Origin of the sequence: Meiothermus granaticius NBRC 107808, from assembly GCF_003574355.1 — a bacterium.
GTDB lineage: Bacteria > Deinococcota > Deinococci > Deinococcales > Thermaceae > Meiothermus > Meiothermus granaticius.
In genome coordinates, this window is record NZ_QWLB01000023.1 from 1 (window position 1) to 18,292 (window position 18,292).

An 18,292-nucleotide genomic window follows, 5' to 3' on the forward strand; every position below is an offset into this window, starting at 1 on the left:
ATGGAAAGGAGCGTGCGCAGGTATGCCGCAAAGGTCTCGACCTCCTCGACCGGACTCCCCGCCGCCCATCCCCTCGGACCGCTTGGCGAACGAGTTGCGTCCCTTCTTGGATAAGCCCGAGGTGGAGAGCGTATTGGTGATGAGCAGCGAGGGCCGCTTATTGGCTACGGCGGGGAGTCCGGTCGAGGAGGTCGAGACCTTTGCGGCATACCTGCGCACGCTCCTTTCCATCTCGAGGGTGTTGGGGGACAAACACGGATTTTCTCCGCTCCAGAGCTTGAGCCTGGAATATCTGGGTAAAACCGTACTGGTCAACCACATCTCCGAGGGATCGGTGCTGGCCTTGGTGGTGCGAGGCTCGGGGGGCAGTGGGGTGATCCGCTACTTGGTGCTAAAGCAGATGCCCCAGCTTAAGGCCATACTGGAGGGCTAATACCAGATTTGGCTGGTTCGTTGCCGGACGCTGACGAGCCCACCCGACCGAAGTGATCCGCGTAGCGGGGGGAGGGCAGCTTCAGGAAACCTGGAGCTCGAGTTCCCCCCCTTGGACCCCTAGGGTGAGTTGGCCTCCATTTTTCAAACCCCCAAAGAGCAGCAGGTCGGCCAGCGGCTTTTTGATATGCTCCTGAATCACTCGGGCAAGGGGCCGTGCCCCCATCAGCGGATCGTAGCCCTTCTCGCACAGCCACTGCAGGGCCGCTTCGGTGAGGTTGAGCCGCACCCTGCGCTCGGCGAGCTGAGCCTCGAGCTGCCGCAAAAACTTCTCTACGATCTGCCGCATCACCGCGGGAGAAAGCGCGGCGAAGTGCACGATGGCATCCAGGCGATTGCGAAACTCAGGGGTGAACATTCGCTTGAGCGCTTCGTCGGTGGCTTCCTGCTTGGTTCCCCCTAAAAACCCCACCCGGGTTTCGCTGGCTTCCGCGGCCCCAGCATTGGTGGTCATGATGAGCACCACATTGCGAAAATCCACCGCCTTGCCGTTGTGATCGGTGAGCTTGCCGTAATCCATCACCTGCAACAGCACCGAGAACAGGTCAGGGTGGGCTTTTTCAATCTCGTCAAGCAACACCACACAGTGTGGATGTTGCAATACGGCATCGGTCAGCAACCCCCCTTGGTCGAAGCCCACGTATCCTGGAGGGGCCCCGATCAGCCGGGAGACCGAGTGCTTCTCCATGTACTCTGACATATCGAAGCGCAGCAGCGAGACCCCCAGCGAGGCTGCCAACTGCCGGGCCAGCTCGGTTTTACCTACCCCCGTCGGTCCGGAGAAGAGATAAGCCCCGATGGGTTTTTGGGGGTCCCGTAGCCCCGCTCGAGCCAACTTGATGGCGCTAGCGACCTCAGCCACGGCGCTGTCCTGGCCGTAGACCGCGCCCTTCAGCTCGGCCTCGAGGTTTTGCAGCACCACCTCGTCCTCCCGGCTGAGATGGGTGGGGGGGATGCGGGCGATGCGGGCTACGGTGGCCTCGACCTCGGCGGCCCCGATCTCCTTGGCCCGCTCATGGGCGGGTTTAAGGGCCTGTGCAGCCCCGGCCTCGTCCAAAACGTCCAGGGCGGAGTCGGGCAGGCGGCGCTCCAAAAGGTGGCGGGCGGCCAGTTCAACCGCACGGCGCAGGGCTTCGTCGGTGTAGGGCAGGCCGTGGTGGGTCTCGAGCCGCGAGCGGAGCCCGTGCAGGATTTTCACCGCGTCCTCCGGGGAGGGCTCGGGTACGTCAATTTTCTGGAAGCGGCGAGCGATAGCCCGATCCTTCTCGAAGTGCTTGTACTCCCCGAAGGTGGTGGCCCCGATGCAGCGAAGCTTGCCGGTGAGGGCCGGCTTGAGCAGGTTGGAGGCGTCTACCGTGGAGCCGGTGGTGCTGCCCGCGCCCACGATGGTGTGGATTTCGTCAATGAACAAAATGGCATTGGCCCGGTGCTCGAGCGCCTGCATCACCGCTTTGACCCGTTCCTCGAAGTCGCCGCGAAAGCGGGTTCCCGCCAGCAGGGAGCCGATGTCCAGGGCAAAGACCTCCGCCCCCAGCAACTTCTCGGGAACGGCTTCCTCCACAATGCGCTGGGCCAGCCCTTCTACCAGCGCCGTTTTGCCTACCCCAGGGTCCCCCACCAGCAGGGGGTTGTTCTTTTGGCGGCGCGAGAGTACGGTCAGGATCCGCTCGAGCTCAGCCTCGCGCCCGATAAGGGGGTCTAGCTCACCGCTCTGCGCCTTGGCGGTCAGGTTGGAGCAATAGGCCTGGAGGGGGTCGGTGGCAGTTCCCCCCTCTTCTTCGGGGGTGGGTTGGCCTGCGGGCTGAGGGGTGGTGCCGGAGGGGGTGCTTCCCCTGGAGATCGCACTGAGCACATCCAGCCGGGTCAGGCCGAAGGTTTCCAGAAGGGCATAGGCAGCGGACTGGCGCTCGTCAAAGATTGACACCAGCACGTTGGCCCCGCTGGCCTGATCCCGCCCCGCCGAGCGCATCTGGGCGATGGCCCGTTGGATAACCCGTGAAAAGGCCAAGGTGGGTTCGGGTTCCGCCCCAGGCCGGGTCTCGAGCTGCAGGAGGGATTCTTCAAGGGTGGCCCGCAGCGCAGCGAGATCCACTTTGCAGCTGCGCAACACCCGTGCGGCGTCGGGGTCATCGAGTAAAGCCAACAGCAAGTGCTCGAGCCCCGCGTACTCGTGCCCATACTGCTGGGCTAAGGAGAGGGCCCGGCGGAGGCTTTGCTCGAGGGTGGGGGTGAGAGGGGTGTCCACGGTGCCTCGAGTGTATCAAGCTCCAGACCCGCAAATGTGCCCAAATAGGGATACTTTTGGAAGATATTTTATACTCATGAAAGTTGTACAGGGGGGTAGTTGTGGCAAAAGCAAAAGAGCGAGAGAACTTTCGTTCGCGGCTCAAGGCGGTGGGGTTGCGCCACACCTTGCCGCGAGAGCGCATTTTGGCCTATCTGGACCGTAAAAGTATTCACCCTACGCCCGAGGAGCTCTACCACGGACTCAAGAAAAAGGGGTACGCCATCGGACTCTCCACCGTTTACCTGAACCTGCAGGTGCTGCGGGACTCCGGGTTGTTGTGGGAGTTCAAAGACCAGAAGGGCAATACTCGCTACGACGGTTTTACCTCGCGGCATCACCACTTGTTTTGCTTGCAGTGTGGCGCCATCGAGGATGTGCTGCTGCAGGAGCTAGCCGAGTTTGACCCAGAGCCCATTCGTAGGGCAGTGGAGGCCATGAGCGGTTGGTTTGTGGAGGAAGCCCGGCTCGAGCTGCGGGGGGTCTGCCCCCACTGCCAGTGATCCAAGGCCCTGAGAGGGACTAAACGCCCAGCAGTTCGACCAGGGTCCGCACCCCAAATCCGGTTCCACCCGCAGGCCCTAGGGCATGGGGGCGTTCGGTGAAGGCGGGGCCGGCGATGTCCAGGTGAACCAGGGGCTTTTCCGTGAACTCGCTGAGGAACAGTCCCGCGATCACCGCCCCGGCGTAGCGGCTGCGCCCGTGGACATTTTTGAGGTCGGCCACGCTGGAGACCAGCATCTCGCGGTACTCCTCCTCGAGGGGCAGCGGCCAAACCTTCTCCCCCCCTCGCTCGGCAGCCTCTTGTACCTCCCGTCCCAGGCGCACATCGTTGCTGAAGAGCCCGGCAACTTTTTCCCCCAGGGCAATCACGCAGGCCCCCGTTAGGGTGGACAGCTCCACGATGGCATCCGCGCCCTGCCGATCGGCATAGGTGATGGCGTCGGCCAGGGTTAATCGGCCCTCGGCATCGGTGTTGAGCACCTCTACGGTTTTTCCGGAAAGGCTTTTGAGTACGTCTCCAACGCGATAAGCCTGTCCCGAGATCATGTTTTCGGCTGCGGCCACATAGGCCCGTACCTCGAGCTGGGGCTTCAGCTTGGCCACCGCCTGCATGGTGGCCAGCACCGCGGCAGCCCCAGCCATATCGCATTTCATGGTGAGCATGCTCTCGTTGGGCTTGAGGGAGTAGCCGCCGGTGTCAAAGGTGATGCCCTTACCCACCAATGCCAGCACCCGCTCCGGGGTACCCTGGGGTTTATAAACCACTTGAATGAAGCGCGGTGGATTGGCCGAGCCCTGGGCCACCCCATAGTAGCTGCCCAGGCCCTCCGCCTGGATTCGACCCTCATCCCAGACCTCGACCTGAAGCCCCAGGGCCTCGAGCGCCTGGGCCCGCCGGGCCAGCTCGGCTGGGGTGAGGCTGTTGGGCGGCTCATTGACCAGGTCGCGGGCGTAGTTCACGGCCTCAGCCACAACTTGGGCCCGGTCTACGGCTGGGCCGCTGCTCCGGGCCAGCCACAGCCGCAGCTTTTTATGCTCGGGGTTCGACTTGTACTTCCCAAAGCTGTAGCTGCCCAGCAGGGCCCCCTCAGCCAGAGCGTAGCTAGCCTCTTTTTTGCCGAATTTATCAGCCAAAAAGGTCTCGGCCACCGCTTCCCGAAACCCCAGCCGGGTGATCTCAGCTACCAGCTTGGCCCCCGCTTTACGCAGGGTCTCGAGGCTAACCCCGCGCTTGCGCCCCAACCCGAAGAGCAGCCCGAAGCTTTTGCCCAGCGGAACCAGCAAGGTCTCACCCAGCTCGCCTTTAAAGCGCAGCTCTTCCAGCATCCTCGAGAGCGCCCCCCGGTTTTTGGTGTCGAGTTTTTGCCCTTCCTCGCTCAGCTCTCCTCCCCAAACCCCAACCACTGCTAAGGGGGCTGGAATCTCATCCACGTAGCGCCGTGCAGATCTGACTGTAAGCTCCATAACTTGCGAAATATACCATGAATTGCCCAGAAAGAGCGCTTGTCTAAAAAAAGCCCCTTTCTCATGTGATTCTGCCCCTACGGTTCCGCTTTCTTATACAATGGCCCCGATGAAGACCAACGCTCTAGGTGGAAGTGCGGCCCTCGAGGGGGTAATGATGAAATCGCCCGAGGCTTGGGCCTTAGCGGTGCGCCTGCCCAGTGGTACCATTCATGTCGAGCGACACGACGAACTGGCCCTCTCGAGGCGGTATGCCTGGGCCCGGTGGCCCTTGGTGCGAGGGGTGGTGGCCCTCTATGACTCCATGGCGGTCTCTTACCAGGCCATGTCGCGCAGTGCGGCCCTGGCTGGGGAAGAAGAGGAGCAGATGTCTAAAGGTGCACTCTATGGCACCATGGCCGTGTCCCTGCTGATTGGTGTGGCCATGTTTATTGTGCTGCCGGGGTTTTTGTCAGGGTTGGTCATCAATGCCGCGGCTCACCCGGTGCTGTACAACCTTTTGGCCGGTCTGATCAAAGCCGCGATTTTGGTGGGGTATCTGGTCTTCATCGGGCGGCTGCCGGACATCCAGCGCTTTTTCATGTACCACGGAGCCGAGCACAAGGCCATCGCGGCCTATGAGAAGGGCCTTCCCCTCACGGTAGAGAACGTGCGGGCTCAGCCTGCGTTTCATCCCCGCTGCGGCACCACCTTCATCGCGTTTGTGATCCTGGCCAGCGTGGTGGTGTACAGCCTGATTCCCCATCAGGAGGTGTTGCTGTGGCGCTTGGGAGCGCGGGTGCTATTCCTGCCGCTGGTGGCGGGGGTGGCTTTTGAGTTGCTGCGCTGGTCGGCTTCGCACACCGATCCCGTTTCCAACCTCCTGCGCGCGATTGGCTTTCGCTTTCAGATGCTCACCGTCAAGGAGCCTACCGACGACATGATCGAGGTCGCGATTGAGAGCACCAAGGCCGCCAGTGGGCAGATCGCCGAGAAGCCGGTGGCAGTGGCCTGAGCGTTCTCCAGCCGCTGCTATCGCTTCCGGGTACTGGGCGGTACAATCACGCCATGCGTGTTCTGCACACGGCAGACTGGCATCTAGGTAAGGTGCTCAAGGGCCGGGACCGTACCGCTGAGATCGCCGAGGCTTTGCGCGGGCTGCTCCACCTGGTGCGGAGCGAGCGGGCCGAGCTGGTCGTGGTCGCGGGGGACTTGTTTGACCGGGCGGTGGTCAGCACCGAGGCTGAGGCGGCGGCGTTTGAATTTTTCCTGGGGTTGCGGGAGCTGGGAGTTCCAGCCCTGGCAATTGCCGGGAACCACGACAGCCGCGAGCGGATGGAAGCCCTTTCGCCGCTTCTGTACCTGACCGGTGCAACGGTGTTTGGGGATGTGCGTTTTGCTGAGCAGGGTGGGGTGGTGGACATTCCCGGCGGTCGGGCTGCCCTGCTGCCCTTTTTGTCGGAGCGGCGCTTGGTGAAGGCCAACCATCTTCTCGAGGGCGACGGCAGCCTGTGGAAGGGCCTCTATGGCCAGGGCATACAGCGCATTTTGGCCAACTTGGCTGCCGGTTTTGGCCCACAGATCAACCTGCTGATGTCCCACCTAACCGTGGAGGGAAGCCGGCTGGGGGGAGGGGAGTTTACCTTCTACACCACCAACTCCTATGCGGTGCGGCCCTCGGTGTTTCCCCTGAGCACATCCTACGTGGCCCTGGGGCACATCCACCGCCAGCAGCAGGTAGGGGAGTCCCCGGTGGCTTGGTACCCCGGATCGTTGATCCAGCTGGATTTTGGCGAGGGGGAGGAGGCCCCGAGAGGGGCCCTGATCGTAGAGATGGAGCCAGGGGTTTTGCCCAAGGTGCATCCGATCCGTGAGCGCTGGGGAAAGCCCCTCAAGACCTTCCGGATCAAGCTCGAGGCCCTCGACGCCCGTTGGAATGAGGTGGCCTCGTTTCCCGGCTACACCAAGCTGATCTTGGAGGGTCGGGGCAATGCTGGGCTGCGGGAGCGGTTGTTCCGCGAGCTGCCGGATCTGCTCGAGGTGGAGTTCAACACAGCTGAACCCCAGGAGCCCATCCCAGTCCAAGCCCCGGAAAACTGGGACTGGGCCGAGGCCTATGCCCAGTACCGGCTCGAGGCCACGGGGGCCGCCCCCAGCCCTGAGCTGCTCAGCGCGTTTAGCCAAATTTACGAGGAAACCCATGCCGAGGACGCCCAACGCTGAACGCCTTCAGGGGGTTTGCTGATCCCTATGAGACCGCTCAAACTTCGCCTTGAAGGCTTTGGAGCTTACCAAATCCCCCAAGAGGTGAGCTTCGATGATGTGGAGCTCTTCGCCATCACCGGCCCCACTGGCGCTGGGAAGAGCACCCTTCTGGACGCGATTACCTTTGCCCTATATAAATCCACCCCGCGCATCGGCGGCAGGGGCTTGGGGGAACTCAAGCACCCTGGGGCGACTCAGGCCAAGGTCGAGCTGACGTTTGCGGTAGGGGAGCAGAGCTGGCGGGTGGTGCGGGTACTGGGCCAGGAGAACCAAAATCGGCTGGAGTACCTCACCGGTGAGGGCTGGCGCACCCACCCCGCCTCGGAGAAGGTCAAGGAGCTTGACAGCCGGTTGGTCCAGATTGTGGGGATGGATTACGAGACCTTTACCCGGGCCATTTTGCTGCCGCAGGGGGAGTTCGACCTGTTCTTGCATGGCAAACCTACGGAGCGGCGCGACACCCTGATCAAGCTCTATGGTCTCGAGAACCTGCGGGCCATGCGGGATCGGGTAGGGGACCGGCTCAAGGGGGTGCGGGAGCAGATCGCCCAATTGCAGGGTGAGCTGAGGGCCCTCGAGGGGGTAGAGGAGGCGCAGCTGGAGGGCGTGCGCGAGGAGATCAGGGCTTTAGAGCGCCAGGAGACCGAGTTGGGCCGACAGGTCGAGGCTTTAGAGCGGGAACTGCATGACCTCGAGCAGCGCCGCAAGGGCTTCGCTGAGCTAGAGGCCCAGCGCCGCCGCTGGTCCAGTTGGCAGGCCCAAGCCCCGGAAATGGCTCGCACTGCCGAGCTGATCGAGCGGGCGGTTTTGGCTGAGCGGGTCTGGCCACAGGTGGAGGCGCTCGAGCGGGCTCGCCAGGAGGCCCTGGAGGCGGCGCGGGCGCTGGAGGGCATCCGCAAGGAGCTAGCGCAGCTCGAGGCTGCGCTGGGCGCGGCAAGGGCGGGGTTCTCCCCGGCTGAGCTCGAGGCGCTCCGGGTTCAGCAGGCCCAGCTTCCTTGGCTTCAGGAGCAGGAAGCTCGGCTGCGGCGCTACGGTGGGAGCCTGGAGCTGGATCACCCGGCTCCACAGCCCTTCGACGAAGAGCGGATCATGGCCCTGCGCGAGGCGGAGCAGGTCTTCGAGCGGGTTGGGCGGCTCTCGAGCCGTCAGGAGCGCTTGGACCGGGCCCTGGAGACCGCCCGGGCCGAGGTAGCCGGGGCTGAGGCTCAGCATCGGGAGCTGCAAGCCCACCTCGAGGTGCTGCGGGAGCAGGGGGGCAAGGCCCGTCAGCAGACCGAGGCGGCGGAACAGGCCTTGGAGGCCGAGCGCCTGCGACAGGGGGTGCTGGGGCATCGCCACCTGCTGCAGCCCGGCCAGCCCTGCCCGCTGTGCGAGCAGGTGGTTCGGGTTTTGCCCCCGCCGGCAGCTGCCCCCGACCTGAAGGCGCTCGAGGCCCACGCCCTTCAGCTCCGGGAACAGTTGGAGGCCCTGCGCACCCAGTTCAAGCTTGACCAGGAGCGTCTTAGAGCGCTGGAGGAGAACCTGCCCAAGCTGCGCAGCCGGCAGGCCGAGCGCGCAGCGGAGGCCACTGAAGCGGCCCAGGAGCTGGAAGCCGCGCGAGCCGGTCTCTTGGGCCTCAACGACCCCGAGGCGGCCCGAGAGGAGCGGAAGCAGCGTCTGGCGGGGTTGGCGGCGGAGCTGCGGGGGATCATCGGCGGGACGAGCCTCAAGGCCTATGCGGAGCGGCTGGAGGGGCACATCAAGGCCCTGGAAGGCAGGGCGAAAGAGGTGGCCACGCTCGAGCCGCGGGTTCAGGAGGCCCGGCAGAAGGCCGCAGTAGAGGAGGAGCGCGCGCGGGGGGCGCAAGAGCGGCGAAGGGGTCTGGAGGAAAGTCTGGCGGCCTTGCTCGAGCAGGCGGGGCTCGGCTCGGCCAATGCGGTGAAGGCCGCCCGGCTCGAGCCGGGCGAGATCGAGGCCCTCGAGCGCCGGCGCAGAGACCATGAGCATGAGGGCAGTGTGTTGACCGAGAACCTCAAGCGCCTGGAGGCCCAGCTGGCGGGACAGGACCCGGTCACCGAGGACCAAGCCCGCGAAGCCAAGGACCGGCTCGACCGGCTCAAAACCGGGTTGGATGAGGTGAAGAAGCGGCTTGGAGGACGCCACGCCGACCTCACGCGCCTGCAGGAGCAGATCGAGCGCAAGCGCCAAGTCCTGCGCCAAAAAGCCACCCTAGACCGCGAGGCCGACCTCTGGGAACAGCTCGCTACCGATCTCAAAGGGGATCGCTTTCAGGATTTCTTGCTGCGCCATTACCAGGCGGGGCTTTTGGGACGGGCTTCGGAGCTGATCCAGGCGCTTTCCCAGGGGCGCTACACCCTACGGCTCGAGGACGATGAGTACAAGGTGTTTGATCACTGGACCGAAACCCCGCGCCCGGTGCGCACCCTTTCCGGGGGCGAGAGCTTTATGGCCAGCCTATCGCTGGCGCTTTCCCTGTCGGAGCATCTGTCTAGGGGCCGGATCGGGGCCCTGTTTCTCGACGAGGGGTTTGGAACCCTAGATGCCGAGACGCTGGATCAGGTGGCGGCGGTGCTGGAAGCCCTGCCGACCCAGGGCCGATTGGTGGGGATTGTGACCCATGTCGAGGCCCTGGCGGAGCGGCTCCCGGCGCGACTGCTGGTGCAGAAATCCCAGGCCGGGAGCCGGATCTCCTGGAAAGACTGAGGGGCTGCCCCTCTTCTTGGTGGCGTCTTGTAAGATGCTCGAGTTGTGAGCCGCGCCTCCCCCCGTATCCTGCGCAACACCTTGGTCGTGATGGCCGGAACCCTGGCCAGTCGCGTTCTGGGGCTGGTGCGCCAGCAATTTTTTGTCAATCTATTTCCTGACGCGCTCAAGGACGCGTTTACCGTAGCCTACCGGGTTCCCAACCTGTTTCGTGAGATTCTGGCTGAGGGCGCGGTGCAGAACGCTCTAATCCCGATCATCAAGGGGCTCTCCGAGGCGGAGGCCCGGGTTTTCTTGCGCCGCTTTGGGGCTTTGCTTTTGGGCTTGAATCTGCTGTTCATCGGACTGGGCTGGCTGCTGGCCCCCTGGATTGCCCACCTGCTCATTGACCGCTCGAGCTACCTCAACCAGCCTGAGCAGTTTGCCCAGGTGGTTTACCTGATTCGCCTGGTAATGCCGTTCCTGCTGGGGATCTCAATGGGAGCCCTGTTTACCGCGGTGTTGCAGGCGGAGGAGCGCTTCGGGGCCAGCAGTTTCGCCCCCATCATGTTCAACCTGGGCTCGATTGCCCTCTTTGTGTTGTGGCCGGGGAATCCAACCGCGCTGGGGCTTTCCGCAGCGGTGGGGGGATTGTTGCAGGCGCTGGTACAACTGCCCTATTTGCGGGGGTTCTGGCTGGAATGGAAGCCCCACCGGGCCTTCGGTGAGGCCCTGCGGCGGATGGGTCCCTTCACCTTTACCACTGGGTTGCGGCAAATCCTCAATCTGGTGCTGGTCAACGTGCTGACCCGGTACCCTGCCGGTGCGACCAATGCCTTTTACAATGCCGAGGTGATCTACCTGATGGTGCTGGGCCTGCTCTCCACCTCTCCGGCCATGGCCCTCTATCCCCGCATGGCCGACCAACAGAACGACCCCGTTGCTCTAGGGAACCTGCTGCGGCGGGCCCTGGAGCGGGTGGTGGTGCTGATGGGGCTGGCGGGTGGGTTATTGGTGGCCCTGGCCCCTTGGCTTGTGGGAGCCCTTTACGCCTTCAGCGCCAACTTCACCCCAGAGAACCGCTTTTACAGCAGCCAGACCCTAACCGCAATGGGCTTTGCGGTGTTGCCCTGGGGCATCAACACCTTTTTGCTGCGGGGGTTTTATGCCTTGGGGGAGGTGGCTCGAGCGGTGCAGGTTTCAGTGGTGATCTTGGTGCTCAACGCGCTGGGGTATTGGTTGCTGCGAGACACCGGATTGTTCGCCCTCAACCTCTCGACCGCGGTGGCGGGGTTGGTGGGTCTGCTGATCTATGCCGCGCGGCTCGAGCGCTTGCAGGTGCTCTCTCTGCGCTGGCTTTTGGAGTTCAGCGGACGGGTGGTGCTGGCAGCACTCCCCAGCGCGGCGGTGGCCTATGGAGTGGCCCGATGGTTTGGCTTTCCGGGCTACTTCCTGCACAACCTGCCCCCGCTGATCGCAGGGGGGTTGATGGGGTTGGCCGCGTTTTTTGTGGCTGCGCGGTGGCTCAAGCTGCCTTTGCGGCTGCGCTAGTACGATATGAACGAGGATCCTATGATGAACGAAGCGGAAAAGCTCGAGTGGTTTGAATTGCAATTGCGCCTCAAGACCATTGAGGTGATGCTGGGGCCAAGGTACCGCGAGGCCCTGGCCCTAACCCTTGGAACCCTCTATACCCCGCAAAGGCTGGTGGCCATGGCCCAACGCCTGGGGGTTTCGCCCGAGGGGTTACACGGCCAGCTCGAGAAGATTCGGCTTGAGCTCAACACGGTAGAGCCGGGGTCTGAGGGGGGCTAAAGCTCAAGGGGTCAGGCGGTGGCGGTCGCGGGGGAAGGCCCGGGCGTAGCGCACATTGGGGAGCCCCAGCAGCTTTTGGGTTAGCCGCTCAGCCCCGATGGCAAAGCCGCCGTGGGGGGGCATGCCGAACTTGAATACCTCCAGGTAACCGGCGAAGTTGGCCGGATCGTTGCCTTTCTTCTCGAGCTGCTCCACCAGCATGCGGTGTTCGTGCACCCGTTGCCCCCCTGAGGTGATCTCCAGGCCGCGAAACAGGAGATCGAAGCCGCGGGTACGCCCGTCCCCTTCCGGATAGGCATAAAACGGACGGGCAACCTCGGGGTACTTGCTCACAAAAAGGAAATCCACCCCCCACCTCTCCTTGGCCCAGGCTCCTAGGGCCCGCTCCGCTTCTTCATTGAAGTCTTGGCCCACCGGCATCGAGAGTTCTTCCCGCAGGATGCGCCGAGCCTCGGCATGCTCGAGCCGCGGCATCTCGGTCAGATTGGGCCACTCCGCCCCCAGCAGCTCTAGCTCCGACGAGACGGACCTTCTGGCCTCCTCCAGCATGGCCCGCAGCAAGTTTTCCTCCAAGTCCATCACCTCGTTCTCGTCGCGGATAAACCCCATCTCCACATCCAGCGAAAGGTACTCGTTGAGGTGCCGGCTGGTCGCGTGTTGCTCTGCCCGAAACACCGGGGCGACCTCATAGACCCGCTCGTAGACCCCCACCATGATCTGCTTGTAGAGCTGGGGGGATTGGGCCAGGTAAGCGCGTTGCTCGAAGTAGTCTATGGGGAAAAGGTTGCTGCCCCCCTCGGCCCCGGCGCTGACGATCTTGGGGGTGAAGATCTCGGTGAAGCCTTGAGCGTCGAGGTACTGTCGGAAACCGCGCACCAGCGCTGCCTGAACCTTGAGCGTAGCTCGGGCTTTTTCTCCCCGCAAGCTCACGTAGCGGTACTCGAGCAGGGTCTCGGGGTTGGCCCGCCACTCCTCCTTAGGGATTTCAATCGGGGAGGGTTCCAGGGCTCTGGCTAAAAATTGCAATTCCTGCGCGAGCACCTCGAGGCCCCCTGGGGCTTTGGCGTTTTGCACCACCTGCCCTCGCACCTCCATGGCTGATTCGGCAATCGGTAAATCCACATCCTTCTCCACCACCAACTGGACGATGCCGCTGCGGTCGCGCAGCAGGGCGAACTGAATGCCCCCCAGATCGCGCTTCCAATGCAGCCAGCCCTGCAGGGTGACGGTCTTACCAACCATACCGGACAGCTCACTCACCAAGGTTCGTTCCATTGCTTGGCTCCTCTTCCACTAAAAAACCCCCGGTACAGCGAAGCACCGGGGGCGGATTTCCGACCCCTTTAGCAATTGTCGTCGGCGCGGTATACCAACATCTCGGGTAGTTTACGGGTCTGGTTCCCTCCGGTCAAGCGCAGATGTATAGGGCTCGCGGATGGGCACCACCGGTGCTGCTTTGGCGGCGGCAGATGGCTACAAGCTCTTTGCGGCGAAGGTATTGCACTGGCGCATATCCCCGCTGCTGAACCCCCGCTCAAACCAGTTCACCCGCTGCTGCGAGGAGCCATGCGTGAAAGCGTCAGGTACTATGCGCCCGGTGGCCCGCTTTTGCAGGTAGTCATCCCCAATTTGGGCCGCGGTGCTAAGGGCGGATCGCACGTCTTGATCGTTGATCAGGCCGCGCTCTTGGGTGTAGTGGCCCCAAACCCCGGCGAAGCAGTCGGCTTGCAGCTCGAGCCGCACCGAGTACGCATTGGCGGTGGCCGAGTCGGAGCTTTGCATCTTGCGCTGTACCTGATCAGAGATGCCCAGAAGGTCCTGGATGTGATGCCCCACCTCGTGGGCGATGGCATAAGCCCGGGCAAAATCGGCATTGGGCCCGGCAGCGGCTTGGATTTGCCGGAAGAAGTTCATGTCCAGGTAAATTTTCTGGTCCCGTGGGCAGTAGAATGGCCCCATTGCGGTTTGGGCGAAGCCACAGGCGGAATCTACTCCGCCCTCAAACAGCACCAGCTTGGCCGGTTGGTACTGGGCCTTGAGCTGCTGCTGGAAAATCCGACTCCAGGTGTCTTCCGTATCCCCCAACACCGCTCTGGCAAACTGGGCGGTTTGGTCGTTGGGGTTTCCCGGCTGGCTCTGGGTTTGGGGCGACAGGGTTCCCCCGCTGCCGGAGAGCAGGCTCAGCACCTGGAGGGGGTTAAGACCAAAGACCAAGCTGCCAACGATGACCAGGATGATCCCACCGAGTCCCAGCCGAACTCCACCCCCCAACCCACCCAGGCCCCGCCCCCGTTGATCCTCTACGTTTTGGCTTTCGCGCATGTCCTCCCACTTCATACCCCACCTCCGTAATGCTCGGGTTTAACAGGAGTCTAAGCTATGTACCTGAGCGAGGTTGGGCCTGGGGTGGGCTCAGTCTCCGCGGGGCGATAATAATTTGAGCCTTGCGGCGTAAACTCGAGCCGTGGATACCAAAGGCTGGGTACTGCGAGCGGTAGAGGCTCTGCGTTATGCAGGGGAGCAGGAAATCCTGCGCTGGCTGGATGAGGAAGGCGAGAGCCTCTCCAAAACCGAGCTTCGGCGGGCCTTGCAAAGCCTACTCGACCAGGGAAAGCTCGAGCTCAAGAACGACCTGTTCCGCCTCAAGCCCAAAGATGGGACAGGGAAGGCTTTTGATGACCTGTTCAAGGGTTGATCCTAAAATAGATTGACACATTTAGATAAATCAATATATATTGGACCCGTGACCGTTCCCCTGGATTTCGAATTGGAGGTGGCGGCCAAGGTGTTCAAAGCCCTTGCCGACCCGGCCCGGCTCCGAATCCTGGTGCATCTGGCCCAAAACCGTCCTGATGGGGGGTGTTGTGGGTTGGCGGAGGCCGATTCGGTTTGCGCCTGTGACCTCGAGGCGGTCACGGGGTTATCTCAACCCACAGTGAGCCACCACATGAGGAACTTGGTGGCGGCGCAACTGGTTCGGGCGGAGAAGCGGGGCCGATGGATGTACTACCACCTCGACCCTGAGGGCTTCGCATTGGCTCAAGCTTTCTTGGCAATTGGAGGCGAAAAGTGGATACCCAGAGTTTCTTGAGTTTGATCGAGCTCCACCCTGGCCAGGCTTTGGTTTTCAAGTACGACAAAGGCAAAGCGGTTGCGCCGGGGTACCATGTCACCGAGATTATGAGCGTTCACTACCAGAGCGTGGACTGCGGGGGGCAGGCCAACGCTTGGCGCGAGACCGTGGTGCAGCTCCAGGGGCCGAGGGCTAAAGATAAGCCTGAGTACATGTCTACCGATAAATTCCTCAGCATTTATCGGCGGGTGACTGCGGCGATTCCGGTGCGCCCGGAGGCGGAGCTGCGGCTGGAGTATGGGGATCGCGAGACCCCCGCGATGCACTACCACATTGGCCGCATTGACCTCGAGGACAACGCGGTGGTTGTGCAACTGGTCCCTCCTGGGGTGACCTGCAAAGCTGCCGATCGTCGCGCGGCGAACGAAGGGTGTGCCTCGCCTCAGCAGGCCGCCCCGATACCGCTCGAGGTCCTTCCAGGGGGATGCTGTGATTAGTTTTTGCACCGCCACTTCTGCGGATTTGCCTGAAGTATTCCGGCTGCTACAGGCCTCTGGACTGCCCATCGCCGGGGTTCCTGAGCACATCCACGATTTCATCTTGGCCCTTGACGGCGAGCGGGTGGTGGCTTGTGCAGGTCTCGAGACCCACAGCGAGGCTGGGTTGCTGCGCTCGTTGGCTGTGGAGGCGGATTATCGGTCACAGGGTCTGGGCGGCAAGCTGACCCAGGGCATCCTCGAGTTGGCCGAGTCTCGGGGGCTTCACTCGGTCTCATTGCTCACCACCACCGCTCAGAATTACTTCTCCCGCTTTGGATTTGTGCCGGTTGAGCGCTCTGCGCTTCCTCCGGCGTTGGCGGCCTCCGAAGAGCTCAGGGGAGTCTGTTCTGAAAGGGCTGCGGCCATGACCTTGGCGCTGTGAGGATGGGGGTAGAGCCCCTCGAGGGGCCCTGAAAACCCCTGCTAGCGGAAAGCTGGCCTGATCGGAGGGCGGTCTTTGATCTCCAGTTCCCAACCCTCGGCCCCTTACTACGGCTGGCGCATCGCCTGGACTTTGGCGTTCACCCAGACCCTGGGGTACGGGGTGCTCTACTACGGCTTTGCAGTTTTCATAAAGCCGATGGAGGCCGAATTCGGCTGGGGGCGTGCCGAGACCTCTGGGGCGTTCTCGCTGGCCCTGTTGGTCGCGGGGCTCGCAGCGATCCCGGTGGGGCGCTGGGTTGATCGCCGAGGGGCTCGAGCGCTGATGACCGCAGGGTCGGTACTGGGGGTGCTCACCCTGGTGGGTTGGTCGCAGATTCAGGGCTTGGCTGGGCTGTACCTGATGGCCTTCGGGCTGGGGTTGGCGATGGCGATGGGGCTTTACGAGGTGGCGTTTACGGTGATTGCGGTGTGGTTTCATCGAGAGCGTCCTCGAGCCATGCTCATCGTCACCTTGATAGCGGGGCTCGCCAGCACGATTTTCGTCCCGCTCGAGACCTGGCTGGTGGCTGCCCTTGGCTGGCGCCAGGCCCTGCAGGGCCTGGCGTTGATGCTGGCCTTGGGGGCGGTTCCCCTGCATGCGCTGGTCTTGCGTCGCCATCCCCAGGATGTGGGGATGGAGCCCGATGGCTTTTTACGCAATCCCCACCGCCCCGCGCCCTCCGGGCCCAACCTCAGCCCCAGGGTGGCCTTCCGGACCGCGGGGTTCTGGTGGTTGCTGGTAGCGGTGGCCGCTTCCCGTATCGCTGCGGGCGCTTTGGGGGCCCACTTGGTCCCGCTGCTGCTTGAGCGGGGCCTCACCCCTGGCCTCGCCGCCGCAGCGGCGGGCTCGGTGGGGTTGATGCAACTGGGCGGGCGCCTCTTCTTTACGCCGTTGACCTCGAGGGTCTCGCTGTCCCTCCTCTCCGCCCTGACCCTTGCCCTCCATGCCTTGGCCCCCTTGGTGCTGCTGATGGTTTCGGGGTTGGCTGGGGTGTGGGGGTTTGCTGCTTTGTTCGGCCTAAGCAACGGCGCCATTACATTGGTGAGATCTGCCCTCCTGGCTGAGAATTTCGGCCCACAAAACTATGGCCAGTTGAACGGGGTTATCGCTTTGGCCACCGCCTTCACCGGAGCCGCAGCCCCGCTTCTGGCGGGGCTGCTACACGGGGCTTTTGGGGGTTATGGCGTGGTTTTGGCCTTGCTGACCCTAACCACAGGGTTTTCGGCCTGGGCGGTGACCCAGGTGCGCCCCTCGGCGGGTGCGTCCCCTGCTCGGAACTAGCCTGGGGCCTGGGGGAACCCCGAGAACCGCTCAGCGGGGGGGTTGCTGAACCCCTTGCTGCAAACTGCGCAGATCGAGCAGGAAGTTTCCGCTCGAGGGCAACATCACCGTGTTGATGCCGGGGGCCAGCTTCTCAGCCACGGTGAGCTGGATGACCTCCGGCGAGGCCTTGATCGCGGCCCCGCGCAGGCTGATCGAGCGGGCCTCGCCCTCGGCCCGCAGGATCGCAGCGTCGCGCTCCCCCTTGGCCTGGGCTACGATTCGCTGCGCATCAATCTCGGCCTGACGTCGGCGGTTTTCGGCCACCTGAACCTGTTGTTCGGCGGTTTGCTTTTCTTCAATAACCTTCGCCACCGACGGGGGGATGTCAATTCGGCGCAGCAATACCGAGACCAGCTCGATGTGCTGGGCGTTCAAATCCTTTTTGAGGCCCTGGGTCACCGCGGCCTCGAGCTGGGTTCTTTGGGTGCTGATCAGCTCAGCGGCATTGAAGAGCCCCACCGCGTCGCGGATCTTGCTGCGAATCTGGGGGGTGATGAGGGTCTCGAGGTAGTTGGGGCCCAGGTTGCGGTGCAGCAGCGGGGCCTCCTCACGCTTGATGCGGTATTGCACCGTCACATCTACCCCGATATCCAGCCCTTCCTTGCTGCGGGCGGTGATGGCATCCTCGCCCGGGCTGGCGTTGCCGCTTTTGCCCTGGGCCAGGGTCACTTCCTTAAGCCGAGCATCGTAGAGGATTACATTCTGCACCCCAGGCAGCAAGATGTGAAACCCTTCGCCCAAAGCCCCCGGCTGTACCCCTCCAAAGACGTTGAAGACCACCCCCACATGGCCCGCCGGAACCACCACGAAGCTCCTCGAGACCACCGCGAACACCAGGCCGATCAGCAACAGCGGCACCCCCAGGGCCCTGCGGCCTCCTGGCTGCGCCAGCAGGACAATTCCTAGGATTGCGAGGGCCAGCCCTACCAACAAAAAGAACCCCATAGTATCCCTCCTCCTCTTTCAGTATCGGGGATAAGGGGAGGAAACTTGACCTGGGTTATCGCGCCCCTCGCAGATGGGGCCACCCCAGGGGTGCTTGGGTTTCGAGTTTCCAGGCGGCTACGGTCCTATGCAGGACAAAGCCCTAAAGCCCTATAGATGAAGAGCGCTCTAATCTGCGGCGCTCGCCACATCCTGGGCTGAGCCTGAGGATTTGCCCTCGGACTTGGTCTCGCCCCCCTCGGATTTAGGGGATGCGGGGTTTCCAGCGGCCTTACTGTCCTTGACGTACCAGCCCGAACCTTTGAAGATCACTGCGGGGGCGAAGATCACCCGCTTGATCGGCTCGCCGGTCTGGGGGTGATGGGTGTAGGCCGGATCGTTGAAGCTTTGTTCGAACTCGTAGTGTTCGCCGGTGTTCAGGTTTTGATAAACGTACTTGGGCATCGCTCCACCTCTACCCTCAAGTATATTGACAGTCTCGCGCTTAGATTGTCAATCTGGTC

Annotated in this window: 18 protein-coding genes; 12 read left to right on the forward strand and 6 right to left on the reverse strand. The window is 63.0% G+C overall.

Features of this window, described 5'->3' with window-relative positions; all coding sequences use genetic code 11:
* Positions 1-82 precede the first annotated feature (82 nt).
* A complete protein-coding gene (locus Mgrana_RS09295; RefSeq protein ID WP_240631302.1) occupies positions 83-433 on the forward strand; it encodes a roadblock/LC7 domain-containing protein in 351 nt (116 codons plus the stop codon).
* Between the two features lie 81 nt (positions 434-514).
* Here the strand turns inward: Mgrana_RS09295 and clpA are convergent, their stop codons facing one another.
* On the reverse strand, positions 515-2,737 hold the full coding sequence (clpA, locus tag Mgrana_RS09300) for an ATP-dependent Clp protease ATP-binding subunit ClpA (protein WP_119357335.1): 2,223 nt from the start codon (positions 2,735-2,737) through the stop codon (positions 515-517).
* A 101-nt stretch (positions 2,738-2,838) separates the two neighbouring features.
* Between clpA and Mgrana_RS09305 the strand changes: the two genes are divergently transcribed.
* Complete coding sequence (locus Mgrana_RS09305; protein ID WP_119357336.1) at positions 2,839-3,279, forward strand: Fur family transcriptional regulator; 441 nt, start codon at positions 2,839-2,841, stop codon at positions 3,277-3,279.
* Between the two features lie 19 nt (positions 3,280-3,298).
* On the opposite strand, the gene Mgrana_RS09310 is transcribed toward Mgrana_RS09305, so the two are convergent.
* Positions 3,299-4,744, reverse strand: coding sequence for a leucyl aminopeptidase (locus tag Mgrana_RS09310; RefSeq protein WP_119357337.1), 1,446 nt, complete (start codon positions 4,742-4,744; stop codon positions 3,299-3,301).
* Between the two features lie 109 nt (positions 4,745-4,853).
* Between Mgrana_RS09310 and Mgrana_RS09315 the strand changes: the two genes are divergently transcribed.
* From Mgrana_RS09315 to Mgrana_RS09335, 5 genes are all read left to right on the forward strand, one after another.
* Positions 4,854-5,738, forward strand: a complete 885-nt coding sequence (locus tag Mgrana_RS09315) for a DUF1385 domain-containing protein (RefSeq protein WP_119357338.1) — start codon at positions 4,854-4,856, stop codon at positions 5,736-5,738.
* A 53-nt stretch (positions 5,739-5,791) separates the two neighbouring features.
* The gene (locus tag Mgrana_RS09320; RefSeq protein ID WP_119357339.1) at positions 5,792-6,946 is read left to right on the forward strand and encodes a metallophosphoesterase family protein; all 1,155 of its coding nucleotides are present in this window, start codon (positions 5,792-5,794) and stop codon (positions 6,944-6,946) included.
* 27 nt (positions 6,947-6,973) lie between these two features.
* Positions 6,974-9,691, forward strand: coding sequence for an AAA family ATPase (locus Mgrana_RS09325; RefSeq protein WP_119357340.1), 2,718 nt, complete (start codon positions 6,974-6,976; stop codon positions 9,689-9,691).
* A gap of 66 nt (positions 9,692-9,757) precedes the next feature.
* Positions 9,758-11,221: a murein biosynthesis integral membrane protein MurJ gene (gene murJ, locus Mgrana_RS09330; protein ID WP_119357379.1), complete on the forward strand. Its 1,464-nt coding sequence runs from the start codon at positions 9,758-9,760 to the stop codon at positions 11,219-11,221.
* A 21-nt stretch (positions 11,222-11,242) separates the two neighbouring features.
* Complete coding sequence (locus tag Mgrana_RS09335) at positions 11,243-11,485, forward strand: hypothetical protein (RefSeq protein ID WP_119357341.1); 243 nt, start codon at positions 11,243-11,245, stop codon at positions 11,483-11,485.
* A gap of 3 nt (positions 11,486-11,488) precedes the next feature.
* Here the strand turns inward: Mgrana_RS09335 and aspS are convergent, their stop codons facing one another.
* Positions 11,489-12,760, reverse strand: a complete 1,272-nt coding sequence (gene aspS / locus Mgrana_RS09340) for an aspartate--tRNA(Asn) ligase (protein WP_119357342.1) — start codon at positions 12,758-12,760, stop codon at positions 11,489-11,491.
* A gap of 198 nt (positions 12,761-12,958) precedes the next feature.
* Positions 12,959-13,822 carry a KPN_02809 family neutral zinc metallopeptidase gene (ypfJ, locus tag Mgrana_RS09345; RefSeq protein WP_119357343.1) on the reverse strand — a complete coding sequence of 288 codons (864 nt, stop codon included), beginning with the start codon at positions 13,820-13,822 and terminating at the stop codon, positions 12,959-12,961.
* Between the two features lie 127 nt (positions 13,823-13,949).
* Here ypfJ and Mgrana_RS09350 point away from each other — a divergent pair, with 127 nt between their 5' ends.
* The 5 genes from Mgrana_RS09350 (at position 13,950) to Mgrana_RS09370 (ending at position 16,802) form a co-directional block, all read left to right on the forward strand.
* Positions 13,950-14,180: a hypothetical protein gene (locus Mgrana_RS09350; RefSeq protein ID WP_119357344.1), complete on the forward strand. Its 231-nt coding sequence runs from the start codon at positions 13,950-13,952 to the stop codon at positions 14,178-14,180.
* Positions 14,181-14,228: 48 nt separating this feature from the next.
* Positions 14,229-14,576, forward strand: coding sequence for an ArsR/SmtB family transcription factor (locus Mgrana_RS09355; protein WP_240631303.1), 348 nt, complete (start codon positions 14,229-14,231; stop codon positions 14,574-14,576).
* On the forward strand, positions 14,555-15,055 hold the full coding sequence (locus Mgrana_RS09360; protein ID WP_186813090.1) for a DUF6428 family protein: 501 nt from the start codon (positions 14,555-14,557) through the stop codon (positions 15,053-15,055). Before Mgrana_RS09355 ends, Mgrana_RS09360 begins: the two co-directional genes overlap by 22 nt.
* Positions 15,048-15,479 carry an arsenic resistance N-acetyltransferase ArsN2 gene (gene arsN2, locus Mgrana_RS09365; protein ID WP_119357345.1) on the forward strand — a complete coding sequence of 144 codons (432 nt, stop codon included), beginning with the start codon at positions 15,048-15,050 and terminating at the stop codon, positions 15,477-15,479. Before Mgrana_RS09360 ends, arsN2 begins: the two co-directional genes overlap by 8 nt.
* Before the next feature lie 75 nt (positions 15,480-15,554).
* Positions 15,555-16,802, forward strand: a complete 1,248-nt coding sequence (locus Mgrana_RS09370) for an MFS transporter (protein ID WP_240631304.1) — start codon at positions 15,555-15,557, stop codon at positions 16,800-16,802.
* Positions 16,803-16,832: 30 nt separating this feature from the next.
* Here the strand turns inward: Mgrana_RS09370 and Mgrana_RS09375 are convergent, their stop codons facing one another.
* A complete protein-coding gene (locus Mgrana_RS09375; protein ID WP_119357346.1) occupies positions 16,833-17,789 on the reverse strand; it encodes a prohibitin family protein in 957 nt (318 codons plus the stop codon).
* A 168-nt stretch (positions 17,790-17,957) separates the two neighbouring features.
* The gene (locus Mgrana_RS09380) at positions 17,958-18,233 is read right to left on the reverse strand and encodes an FmdB family zinc ribbon protein (RefSeq protein WP_119357347.1); all 276 of its coding nucleotides are present in this window, start codon (positions 18,231-18,233) and stop codon (positions 17,958-17,960) included.
* Between the last annotated feature and the right edge of the window lie 59 nt (positions 18,234-18,292).

Excerpts from the sequence above, each read along its gene's own strand:
- Mgrana_RS09310 (WP_119357337.1), bottom strand. The coding sequence starts at position 4,744 with ATGGAGCTTACAGTCAGATCTGCACGGCGCTACGTGGATGAGATTCCA.
- Mgrana_RS09315 (WP_119357338.1), top strand. The coding sequence starts at position 4,854 with ATGAAGACCAACGCTCTAGGTGGAAGTGCGGCCCTCGAGGGGGTAATG.
- Mgrana_RS09320 (WP_119357339.1), top strand. The coding sequence starts at position 5,792 with ATGCGTGTTCTGCACACGGCAGACTGGCATCTAGGTAAGGTGCTCAAG.
- Mgrana_RS09325 (WP_119357340.1), top strand. The coding sequence starts at position 6,974 with ATGAGACCGCTCAAACTTCGCCTTGAAGGCTTTGGAGCTTACCAAATC.
- Mgrana_RS09335 (WP_119357341.1), top strand. The coding sequence starts at position 11,243 with ATGATGAACGAAGCGGAAAAGCTCGAGTGGTTTGAATTGCAATTGCGC.
- aspS (WP_119357342.1), bottom strand. The coding sequence starts at position 12,760 with ATGGAACGAACCTTGGTGAGTGAGCTGTCCGGTATGGTTGGTAAGACC.
- ypfJ (WP_119357343.1), bottom strand. The coding sequence starts at position 13,822 with ATGAAGTGGGAGGACATGCGCGAAAGCCAAAACGTAGAGGATCAACGG.
- Mgrana_RS09375 (WP_119357346.1), bottom strand. The coding sequence starts at position 17,789 with ATGGGGTTCTTTTTGTTGGTAGGGCTGGCCCTCGCAATCCTAGGAATT.
- Mgrana_RS09380 (WP_119357347.1), bottom strand. The coding sequence starts at position 18,233 with ATGCCCAAGTACGTTTATCAAAACCTGAACACCGGCGAACACTACGAG.